The organism is Mesorhizobium sp. M2A.F.Ca.ET.037.01.1.1, from assembly GCF_003998075.1.
Classification (GTDB): domain Bacteria; phylum Pseudomonadota; class Alphaproteobacteria; order Rhizobiales; family Rhizobiaceae; genus Mesorhizobium.
In genome coordinates, this window is the sequence record NZ_RZSA01000102.1 from 1 (window position 1) to 10,890 (window position 10,890).

Consider the following 10,890-nt stretch of genomic DNA (forward strand, 5'->3'; position numbering starts at 1 on the left):
CATTCAGAAAATGAACCGGGCCAAACCAAGGTCCATACTGGAGAACCTCGAACCATGACCTTTCTCAGCACAGTCAAGGCGATTGCCATCTCGGCGGCGCTGGCCGTGTCGGTGGCCCTGCCGGCCGCCCACGCGGACGAGCAGTATTTCCCGCTGCAGAGCTATCGCGTCGGGCCCTACGCGGCCGGCGGCACCGGCTTCTTCGGCGGCTTCATCGACTACCTCAACCTGATCAACATCCGGGACGGCGGCGTCAACGGCGTCAAGCTGACCTGGGACGAGTGCGAGACCCAATACGAGGTCGAGCGCGGCGTCGAATGCTACGAGCGTCAGAAGAGCCACGCGGGTGCCGCCGCCTGGAATCCGCTGTCGGTCGGCATCGCCTACGCCATGATCGACCGCATCACCGCCGACAAGGTGCCGCTGATCACGGTCAATCACGGCCGCACTGACTCCACCGACGGGCGGGTCTTCCCCTATGTCTTCCCGCTGCTGCTCAACCCCTACAGCGAGACCTCCGGCATCGTGAACTACATCGCCGCCAAAGAAGGCGGCATCGACAAGCTGAAGGGCAAGAAGATCGTCGTGCTCTATCACGGCTCGCCCTACGGCAAGGAGACGATCCCTATCTATGAGCTCCTGGCGCAGAAATACGGCTTCACCGTGCAGCAGATCGAGGTGCCGCACCCCGGCAACGAGCAGCAGTCGCAGTGGCTGACGATCCGCCGCGCCAAGCCGGACTTCGTCGTGTTGCGCGGCTGGGGCGTGATGAACCCGGTGGCGCTGAAGACGGCGGTCAAGGTCGGCTATCCGGTCGACCACATCATCGGCAATGTCTGGTCGAACTCGGAAGAAGACGTCATCCCGGCCGGCGACGCCGCCAAGGGCTACACCGCCATCACCACCCAGGCCTCGGGCAACACCTATCCGGTGGTGCAGGAGATCGTGAAGACCGTCTACGGCGCCGGCAAGGGCAACCTCGAGGACAAGTCGCGCATCGGCTCGGTCTACCACAATCTCGGCATCGTCAACGGCATCCTCAATGTCGAGGCAATCCGCATCGCGCAGGAGAAGTTCGGCCACCGCACGCTGACCGGCGATGAGGTGCGCTGGGGCTTCGAGCACCTCAAGCTCGATCCGGCCAAGGTCGAGGCGCTCGGCGCCAAGGACCTGTTCCACTCCATCAATGTTAGCTGGGACAACCACGAAGGCGAAGGCTACGTGACCTTCCAGCAGTGGGACGGAAAGAAGTGGAACGTCGTCTCCGACTGGATCGCCCCTGACTGGACGCTGCTGCGGCCGATCATCGAAAAGTCGGCTGAAGCCTACGCGGCCGAGAAGGGCATCAAGCTGCGCACCGCCGCCGATGCCGACGCGGTAGCCGCCACTAACTGATCCAACGGACCGGGCGCCGGCCTCTTTCTCCGACGCCCGGTCATCCACTTTCGCAGACACCAGGGAAGCGCCGATGCCGGGCAATGACGTCATCCTCGCCGTGGACAATATCCACGCCACCTACAATCACGCCATCACGGCGTTGCACGGCGTCAGCTTCGAGATCAGGCAGGGCGAGATGCTGGCGCTGCTCGGCGCCAACGGTGCCGGCAAGACCACCACGCTGAAAGCCGTCTCCAACCTGCTGCCGGCCGAGCGCGGCCAGATCACCGCCGGTTCGATCAGGTTCGATGGCGGAGACGTCTCGCGGCGACAGCCGGGCGACCTGGTGCGCGCCGGGCTCGTCCAGGTGCTGGAAGGCCGCCACTGCTTCAAGAGCCTCAGCGTCGAGGAGAACCTGGTTTCGGGCGGCATCGGCCGCAGCGGCAGCCGGGCCGAGATCAATCGGGATCTGGAACGGATCTACGCCTATTTCCCCCGCCTGCGGGAAAAGCGCCGGACCTTGTCGGGGCTGACCTCGGGCGGCGAACAGCAGATGACGGCGATCGGCCGGGCGCTGATGTCGCGACCGCGGCTGCTCGTCCTCGACGAGCCGTCGATGGGGCTTGCCCCGCTCATCGTCCAGGACATCTTCCAGACGCTCAGGAAGCTGAACCGCGAGAGCGGCCTGTCGATCCTGGTCGCCGAGCAGAATTCGGCGGTCGCGCTTGGCTATGCCGACCATGCGACGGTGCTCGAGAACGGGGTCTCGGTTCTCTCCGGCGCCGCCGCCAGCCTGCGCCAGCGCGAGGATGTGCGCGCCTTCTATCTCGGACAACAGCCTTCATCCGCCGCCCAACCAACCCATCTCCACGCCGTCGTGTGAATCGAAATCCCAAGGAGCCATGAAATGACTGTGTCCAACGTCAAGACCGACAAAGCCGCGGCCGCCGTGCCGCCGGTGCTGCGCCCGGCCACCGCCGCGCATATCATCAAGGATGATGCCGAAGCGATCGCGGTCGCCCATCGTCTCGCGGCCGAGTTCGTCAAGGAGTCCTCCAGGCGCGACCGCGAGCGGATCTGGCCGGTGGCCGAGCTCGACCAGTTCTCGCAGAGCGGCCTATGGTCGATCAACGTGCCGAAGGCGTTCGGCGGACCGGAAGTGTCCTACGCCACATTGGCCAAGGTGATCGAGATCATCTCGGCCGCCGATTCCTCGATCGGCCAGATCGCGCAGAATCACCTCGGCGTCGTCGCGGCCATCCGCACCGTCTCCGACAAGGACCAGCAGGCGCTGCTGTTTGCCGAAGTGCTGAAGGGAACGCGGTTCGGCAACGCCTTTTCCGAATTCGGCTCCAAGCGCGCCGCCGATTTCGAGACGAAGTTCACCGACGCCGGCGACCATGTCATCGTCAACGGCCAAAAATTCTATTCATCGGGCGCGCTGCTTGCCCATCTGGTGCCGATCGTGGCCCTCGACGACGAGGGCCGGGCCTGGTACGCGATCGCCGATCGCGGCGCGCCTGGCCTGACCGTGATCGACGACTGGTCGAGCTTCGGCCAGCGCACGACGCTGTCGGGCACCGTCATCATCGACAACGTCAAGGTGCCGAAGACGCATCTCGTGCCCGGCTATAAGGGTTATGACAAGCCGACCGCAGACGGCGCCATTTTCCAGATCATCCAGGTGGCGGTGGACACCGGCATCGCGCAGGCCGCGATCAACGAAACGGTCCATTTCGTCAGGACCAGGAGCCGCGCCTGGATCGACAGCGGCGTCGCCAATGCCTGGGACGATCCCTACACGATCCAGGCCATCGGCGACCTGACGCTTCGCCTGCACGCCGCGCAGGCGCTGCTCGAAAAGGCCGGCCACGCCATCGATCGGGCAGTCGCCGAGCCGACCGCCGAGACGGTGGCGCATGCGCAGATCGTCACCGCGGAAGCGAAGATCCTGTCGACCGAGATCGCCATCGCGGCGACCAACAAACTGTTCGAGCTGGCCGGCACTCGCTCGACGCTCGCCGAGCACAATCTCGACCGCCACTGGCGCAATGCGCGCACCCACACGCTGCACGATCCGGTGCGCTGGAAATATTCGATCCTCGGCAAGTATTTCCTCAATGGCGAGAACCCGCCGCTGCACGCCTGGAGCTGATCGCGCCGTTCCACCGGGCGAACATCATTCGCGGCGGGCCGGCCGCTGTCCCGCTCGCGCCAGTCCTTGCGTCCACCGCGATGGTCATAGCGGTGCCCGGTGCCATCGCGCGAAAGTCTCGGCGATCGCGAGGACCGCAGCATGAATCGGTCCCGCGGTGAGATTGGGCATAACCGACGCGTCCACGACAAAAAGGTTGTCAAGCGCCTTGAGCCGTAGGTTCGCATCGACGACGGCGTCCACGTCCTTGCCCATCCTGCAGGTGCCGCAGGGATGATGGTGCGTGATGACCGACTGCGCGATGAAATTGTCGATCTCCGCCTCACCATTCAGAGCACCTGGCAGAAGCTCGCGCTCTCGCCAATCGGCGAGTTCGTCTCGATGGCCGATCTCTCGTGCCGCCGCCAGAGCCTGTCGGAACAGTTTTCGATCCTGGCTGGTTTGCAGATATGCGGGGTCGATGATCAACCGGTCATCGAGTTCCGGCCCGCTTACCCGCACGCCGCCGCGGCTCGTGGGATGCGTTATTCCGAACAGCAACGAATAGGCCGTGCCGGCGGCAGGCGCCTGAAAGCGTTCGGACACGATCGGCGCCACGCCGCAGCCAACGACAATTTCGGGCTGCCCGATACCGGCGAACCCGGCAGCCCGCATATAGGCCATCGATTCGGAATGCTGGAGGCGCGACGGCGGAACCGGCTTGCGGGCCGCATAAAGATTGCCGGCACCAAGCAGATGGTCCTGAAGGTTTCGACCGATTTCCGGCATATCGATCAAACAGCCAACGCCGGCGGCCTGGAGTATATCGTGCGGGCCAATGCCTGAGCGCATCAGCAAAGCCGGACTTTCCAGCGCGCCGGCGCAGAGCACAACCTGATCCGCAAAGACCTCCAAAAGGCTGCCGTGTCGTCCCACAACTTCGAGACTGCGCATGCGATTGCCGTCCAAGATCAGCCGTCGCACCCGGGATCCCGTCAGGATGGTCAGATTTCCGCGGCTTCGGACAGCCGGCGTGAGCCAGGCGTCGGCGACCGTAACCCGCCGTCCATCTCGAATGTTCAGAGAGTTCGGGGTGACGCCGATCATCTCCCCGCTGTTGTGACCCTTAAGGCGAGGCAGGCCCAACGACGCGCCTGCCTCGATGAAGGCACGGGCAAGCGGACTTACTTCGTCCGTCGGCAGATAGATCGGCAACGGCCCGCCCTTGCCGTGGATGCCATCGCCGCCAAGCGGGTGGTTTTCGATGGCCTGGAAAACCGGCAGCAGTTCATTCCAGCTCCATCGGTGATCGTCGGTCGCGTCGGCCCAGGCCTGGAAGTCGCAGGGATGGCCGCGCATGTAGCCCATGGCGTGGAGGCAACTCGAGCCGCCGATCAGCCGCCCCCGCGCCCAATGATGCACGCGGCCCGCCGTGCCGGCTTGCGGCTCCGTGCGATAGTCCCAGTCGTAGCTGCGGCCCTGAAGCGCGGGCCAGGCAGCCGGATTCCAGATGTCGGGGTCGGTCGCCTCCTCGCCTGCCTCGATCAGCAGAACGCGACGGGCCGGCTCCTCGCTCAGCCGCGCCGCAAGCAACGCGCCTGCCGAGCCCCCGCCGACGATGACGACATCGGCATCCGGGTTGCGCCCGCCAATCCCCTTGGTCATCTCCACTCCCAAGTTCCGTATTAACGCACCACCTCGACGGTTGCGCGCCCAGCGGTGCCGCAGACGCGCGATCCGAAACAGAGGATTTCAAGATTTCGGCCGAGCGTTGCCTCGGAGACCTCAACTCTCGCTGTTCATGGACATCTTTGCCGCCGCTTTTGCCTTCAAAAGGTGCCGTTTCGAGGCTTTGCGGGCGGCCTTCTCGTCGCCGGCGGCAATGGATTCGTATATCTGCCGCATCTCCGCCAGGCTACTTTGCGCTCTGCCCTCCAAAGACATCGAGCGTCCCCGGAAAAAGCTGATCCTGGCCACCAGACCGCGATGGACTTCCTCGAGGATGGGATTGCCGCAATTCGCAAGTATGATTGAATAGAAGTCGGCCGCGGTCATGACCTGGGCCAGGCTGTCATTGCTCGAGGCGGCTTCTTCGAAGGCGGCAAGCGATTTCTCGAGCTCACGCAACTGTTCCGTGGTGATTCTTGACGCGCATCGTCCGGCCGCCTCCACTTCCAGCAGCTCTCGAACCTCGTAGATTGCGGTTGCCTCGCTCCACGAAAGCGCCGGTATCGACGGCCCGCGATTGGGCACGATCTCGATCAGGCGTTCGGCCTCAAGGCTGCGCAATGCCTCCCTCAGCGAGGGGCGACTGACGCCGAGCTGTGCGCACAACTGGCTTTCAATAAGACGGTTCCCCGGCTGAAACAGCCCCGACAGGATTGCGAGCCGCAGCTTGTCGACAGTCTCTTGCTGCACTGTTCGTGGCGAAATCCGCAAATTCAGTTCGGGCGGCATCGGTTGCGTCTCGTGGGCTCAGGGTCGGAATCTCGCGCATCATATGCGAGGCCACGCATATTGGACAGCGGGAACAGGTAGATTGTCAACTTTTAAGATTGCAAGAATGTCAGACAATCCAGGTTGACGCCCTCGTGGTTGTATGATCCTTTTACGCAAGGAAGCAGCAGCGCCGGGGATCGTAAACGTGGTGGCAGACGTACTTTCCAGTCAGGTTGGTTCGCGACGTGTGGACACCAATCGCATCGCCTTGAATGTGCGCGAGAGCGGCACCGGCCCGCTGATGCTGTTTTTCCACGGCATAACGTCTAACTCCGCGGTGTTCGCGCCGTTGATGGCGCAGCTTTCGGCCCGCTTCACGACTGTAGCTGTCGACCAGAGAGGGCATGGCCTCAGCGACAAGCCCGAAAGCGGCTACGAGGCGAATGACTACGCGGATGACATCGCCAGCCTGATACGCGCCTTCGGCCAGGGGCCTGCCATCCTCGTCGGACATTCACTCGGCGCCAGGAACTCCGTCACCGCGGCGGCGAGAAATCCGGAGCTGGTGCGGTCCGTGATCGCGATCGACTTCACCCCCTATATCGAGACCGAAGCGCTCGATGCCCTGGAGAGTCGGGTGAACGCCGGAGACCGAATTTTCAGGGATGTCGAGGCCGTCCAGGAATATCTCGCGGGCCGCTATCCGAATATTCCCGCCGATGCCATCAGGATCAGAGCGGAGAGCGGCTATCGGCGGGTCGAAGGCGGTCTGCGTCCGCTGGCGTCGCCCTCGGCGATGGCTCAGACCGCCAAGGGCCTTCGCGCGGACCTGACGCAGGCTTACCGCGACGTGGCGAAGCCCGTCCTCATCGTCCGCGGCGAAGAGAGCAAGCTGGTTTCGGCGGCGGCGCTGGCAAAGACCAGTCGGTTGCGGCCCGATCTGCCCGTGGTGGTCGTCCCGGGAGCCGACCACTACGTCAACGAAGTGTGTCCCGAGGTCACGCTGAAAGCCATCACCAATTTCATCGACGCCTGACGGCCCGTCGCGCCGTCTTCTTGTACGCAGCATCAGGATAGAAAATGGCCAATGTAAACAAAACTCCGGGCAAGACGCGTCGCGCGGAGGTCGCCGGTGGGGGCTTCGCCGGCCTGACGGCCGCCATCGCTCTCAAGCAGAACGGCTGGGACGTCAGGTTGCACGAAAAAAGCTCCGAACTGCGGGCATTCGGCGCGGGCATCTATCTCTGGCACAATGGCCTTCGCGTGCTCGAAGGGCTGGGCGCCTTGGACGATGTTCTCCAGGGGTCGCATACGCCTCCGACCTACGAAACCTGGATGCATAACAAGTCGATCTCCAGGGAGACGTTCAACGGCCTTCCCTGGCGCATCATGACGCGCAGCCATTTGCACGATGCTCTCGTCAGCCGCGCTCGTGCCCTGGGGGTCGATATTCGCGTCGATTCCGAGGCGGTCGCGGCCGACCCGGAAGGCCGCCTGACCCTCCAGACCGGCGAGGTTCTGGAAGCCGACCTGATCGTCGGAGCGGACGGCGTGGGCTCCAAGGTCAGGGACTCCATAGGGTTCAAGCAGGACCGCTGGACGTCGAAGGATGGAATTATCCGGCTGATCGTCCCGCGCAAGAAAAAGGAACTCGGCCACGGCGAGTGGGACAACACCATCGACATGTGGAACTTCTGGCCGCGCGTCCAGCGTATCCTTTATTCGCCCTGCAACGAGAACGAATTGTATCTGGGTCTGATGGCGCCGGCCGCCGATCCGCGTGGGTCGAAAGTTCCGCTCGACCTCGAGGTCTGGGTCGAGATGTTCCCTTTCCTCGAGCCATGCCTGGTCGAAGCCGCGAAGCTCGAGACTGCGCGGTACGACACGTATCAGACGAACAAGCTGGACAGCTGGACCAGAGGCAAGGTGGCGCTGGTGGGCGACGCCGCGCATGCGATGTGCCCGGCTCTTGCCCAGGGCGCCGGCTGCGCGATGGTCAACGCCTTCAGCCTGTCGCAGGACCTGGAGGAGGGCGCTTCGGTCGAGGATGCGCTCGTCGCCTGGGAGACGCGTATTCGCCCGATCACCGATCGCTGCCAGGCCCTTTCCGGCGACTATGCGGCGAACCGCTCGCTTTCCAAGGGAAACATGTTCACGCCGGCCGCGCTCGAAGCCGCGCGCTTCGACCCGCTGCGCCGTGTCTACTCGTGGCCGCAATAGGGCTCGGGCGGACTGGTCCAAGAATTAATCGGGGCGCGCGAAAGATGCGCGCTCCCTTCAGGAGATAGAGATGAATTATTCCAGTGAAGTCGAGCGGGATTACGATGTCAGGGGATGGTACGCCTCGGTCCAAGAAAGCCGGCATGACGGCGGCACGCCTGGCGAGACCCTCGTCAAGGTCGCGACTGGCGTCGTCATACGCAATCCGTTCGCCGGAAAGTACGTCGCCGAATTGTCCGATCTGACCAATCCGAGTTCGGCTATCGGCCATGCGCTCGGCGAACGTGCCGTGGCGCTGCTCGGCAACAGGCCGGTCGAGAGCTATGGCAAGGGCGGTATCGCGGGCACGGCCGGAGAGCAGGAGCATGTGGTCGCCTGCATCACCACCGTATTTGGCGATCCGCTGCGCCAGCAGGTCGGCGGCGGCAAAGCCTGGATCTCGTCGGTCAGCAAGGTCGCCGTTGCCGGCACCACCATCGATATTCCGCTTGCCCACAAGGACGAGCTCTACATCCGCTCCCACTATGACGCCGTCACTTTTTCGGTGCCGGACGCGCCGCGCCCGGACGAGCTTTTGATCTGCGTTGCGGTCGCATCGGGCCCGCGCGTGCATCAGCGCGTCGGCGGCAAATCCGTCGCCGACCTCAAGGCCGGCGTCTAGTTCGCTCGAATTGCTGAAGGACGAGATTAAATGCCCCTGAACATCAAGGACCTCAAGATTACGTCGGCGGATTTCCAGCCGCTCGGAAGATTGCGCGACGAGCACGCGGGCGACAAGGGCAACGTGGTGCCCAGGCTCAGCATCAGCGGCGTTCCTGCAGGAACAAAGGAACTGGCGCTGATCTGTCATGATCCGGACGCGCCCCTGGCCAATGGTTTCACGCATTGGGTCGTCTACGGCATCGATCCCTCGACCACCGATCTTTCGGACGCGCAGGAAAAATTTCGCGTCGGACCCAACGGCGCGGGCGACAAGCAGTATTACGGGCCGCAGCCGCCCGCTGGCCATGGCAAGCATCACTACTACTTCTGGATCTATGCGCTCGACACGAAGGTCGAAGGCACCCCCGCCAGGGAAGAGTTCCTGCAGAAATATGCCGGGAACATCATCGAGCAGAACCGGATCGTCGGCATCTACGAGAACAAGTGAAACCGTGGCGCGGGCGGCCGACAACAAGAATAAAAATGGCCGCCATCGCCGCGTAATGGGAGAATTGGAATGAAAGACAACAACCCGGTGCGCCAGAAGGTCTTCGAAGAGCTGGTCACGGCGACGAAGATACTTCTGCACGAAGGCATCATGGACACGTTCGGGCATATCAGCGCCCGCGACCCCGAGGACCCCGAAAGCTTCTTTCTGGCTCAGAAGCTCGCGCCGAGCCTGATAACCGTCGACAACATCCAGCGTTTCAATCTCGACGGCGAGACGCCGGATAACCGGCCCTCCTATCTGGAGCGCTATATTCACAGCGAAATCTACAAGGCGCGGCCGGACGTCCAGTGCGTGCTCCACACCCACTCGCCGGCCGTCTTGCCCTATTGCTTCGTCGACACGCCGCTGCGGCCGGTCACCCACATGGGGGCCTTCATCGGCGAGTCCGTCCCGGTGTACGAGATCCGCGACAAGCACGGCGACGAAACGGACCTCTTCGGCGGCAGCCCCGATGTCTGCGCGGACATTGCCGAAAGCCTCGGCGGCAGCACCGTGGTCCTGATGGCGCGTCATGGCGTCGTCAATGTCGGCAACTCCGTGCGCGAGGTCGTCTTCCGCGCCTTCTATCTCGAGCAGGAAGCGAAGGCGCTCACGGCCGGCCTGCAGATCGGCACGATCAAGTATCTGTCGCCGGGCGAGATCAAGACGGCGGGAAAGCTCGTCGGCGCCCAGATCGACCGCGGGTGGAACCACTGGTCGCAGCGCCTGAGAGAGGCTGGCCTGCTCTAGTGCCGGCCGCCTTGTGGAATGACTAGGCGATCCCGGCCCGTGCCGGGATTTCCAGGCTCGGTTTCAACAGTTCACTGGCCCCCGGGCGCCGGACGAAGGCAATGAAACGCATCATGCAGCACGCGCAAAGTTACGACTATGTCATCGTTGGGGCCGGATCGGCCGGTTGCGTGCTCGCCAACCGGCTGAGCGCCGATCCGGGATGCTCGGTGCTGTTGCTCGAGGCCGGCGGCTGGGACCGCGACCCCATGATCCACATACCGCTTGGATGGGGCAAGATCCTGACCGAGCGCCGGCACGACTGGATGTATTTCTGCGAGCCGGAGGACAATGTCGGCGGGCGCAGGGTCGAGTGCGCGCGCGGCAAGGTCATCGGCGGATCGTCGTCGACCAACGCCATGGCCTATGTGCGCGGAAATCGCGGCGACTACGACCGCTGGGCCGCCAGCGGGCTAAGCGACTGGTCGTATGACAAGGTCCTGCCCTATTTCCGGAAACAGGAAAGCTGGGAAGGGGGCGAGAGTCGCTTTCGCGGCGGGTCCGGTCCGGTGAATACCCAGTTCTGCCGCTACAAGGACACGCTGATCGAGGCGTTTGCGCAGGCCAGCGTGCAGGCAGGCTACCCGCAGACCGACGACTACAATGGCGAGCGGCAGGAAGGCTTCGGCCGCCTGCAGATGACGATCTCCAAGGGGCGGCGCAGCTCGACCGCGTCGGCCTATCTGCGGCCGGTCCTGCGGCGGCCCAATCTCACCGTCCTCACCGAAGCGACGGCGAC

General features: G+C 63.8%; 11 protein-coding genes. 9 read left to right on the forward strand and 2 right to left on the reverse strand.

What is annotated here, in order from left to right; translation table 11 throughout:
* Nucleotides 1-54 precede the first annotated feature (54 nt).
* From EOA27_RS07860 to EOA27_RS07870, 3 genes are all read left to right on the forward strand, one after another.
* Nucleotides 55-1,395 carry an ABC transporter substrate-binding protein gene (locus EOA27_RS07860; protein WP_126081795.1) on the forward strand — a complete coding sequence of 447 codons (1,341 nt, stop codon included), beginning with the start codon at nt 55-57 and terminating at the stop codon, nt 1,393-1,395.
* A 73-nt stretch (nt 1,396-1,468) separates the two neighbouring features.
* Nucleotides 1,469-2,260: an ABC transporter ATP-binding protein gene (locus EOA27_RS07865; protein ID WP_126081796.1), complete on the forward strand. Its 792-nt coding sequence runs from the start codon at nt 1,469-1,471 to the stop codon at nt 2,258-2,260.
* A gap of 24 nt (nt 2,261-2,284) precedes the next feature.
* Nucleotides 2,285-3,532, forward strand: coding sequence for an SfnB family sulfur acquisition oxidoreductase (locus EOA27_RS07870; RefSeq protein WP_126081797.1), 1,248 nt, complete (start codon nt 2,285-2,287; stop codon nt 3,530-3,532).
* 84 nt (nt 3,533-3,616) lie between these two features.
* Here EOA27_RS07870 and EOA27_RS07875 read toward each other — a convergent pair whose 3' ends face one another.
* A complete protein-coding gene (locus tag EOA27_RS07875) occupies nt 3,617-5,176 on the reverse strand; it encodes a GMC family oxidoreductase (protein WP_126081798.1) in 1,560 nt (519 codons plus the stop codon).
* Nucleotides 5,177-5,296: 120 nt separating this feature from the next.
* Nucleotides 5,297-5,968 carry a GntR family transcriptional regulator gene (locus EOA27_RS07880; protein WP_126081799.1) on the reverse strand — a complete coding sequence of 224 codons (672 nt, stop codon included), beginning with the start codon at nt 5,966-5,968 and terminating at the stop codon, nt 5,297-5,299.
* Between the two features lie 142 nt (nt 5,969-6,110).
* Between EOA27_RS07880 and EOA27_RS07885 the strand changes: the two genes are divergently transcribed.
* The 6 genes from EOA27_RS07885 to EOA27_RS07910 form a co-directional block, all read left to right on the forward strand.
* Nucleotides 6,111-6,986: an alpha/beta hydrolase gene (locus EOA27_RS07885; RefSeq protein WP_126081800.1), complete on the forward strand. Its 876-nt coding sequence runs from the start codon at nt 6,111-6,113 to the stop codon at nt 6,984-6,986.
* A 44-nt stretch (nt 6,987-7,030) separates the two neighbouring features.
* Nucleotides 7,031-8,170 (forward strand): NAD(P)/FAD-dependent oxidoreductase, encoded by a 1,140-nt coding sequence (locus EOA27_RS07890; RefSeq protein ID WP_126081801.1) that lies wholly within the window; start codon nt 7,031-7,033, stop codon nt 8,168-8,170.
* Nucleotides 8,171-8,240: 70 nt separating this feature from the next.
* Nucleotides 8,241-8,831: an amino acid synthesis family protein gene (locus EOA27_RS07895; RefSeq protein WP_126081802.1), complete on the forward strand. Its 591-nt coding sequence runs from the start codon at nt 8,241-8,243 to the stop codon at nt 8,829-8,831.
* Between the two features lie 30 nt (nt 8,832-8,861).
* Nucleotides 8,862-9,320, forward strand: a complete 459-nt coding sequence (locus EOA27_RS07900; protein ID WP_126081803.1) for a YbhB/YbcL family Raf kinase inhibitor-like protein — start codon at nt 8,862-8,864, stop codon at nt 9,318-9,320.
* A gap of 69 nt (nt 9,321-9,389) precedes the next feature.
* Nucleotides 9,390-10,112, forward strand: a complete 723-nt coding sequence (locus tag EOA27_RS07905) for a class II aldolase/adducin family protein (protein WP_127255863.1) — start codon at nt 9,390-9,392, stop codon at nt 10,110-10,112.
* A gap of 113 nt (nt 10,113-10,225) precedes the next feature.
* On the forward strand, nt 10,226-10,890 hold a 665-nt coding region (locus EOA27_RS07910), incomplete at its 3' end, for a GMC family oxidoreductase N-terminal domain-containing protein (protein WP_189561981.1).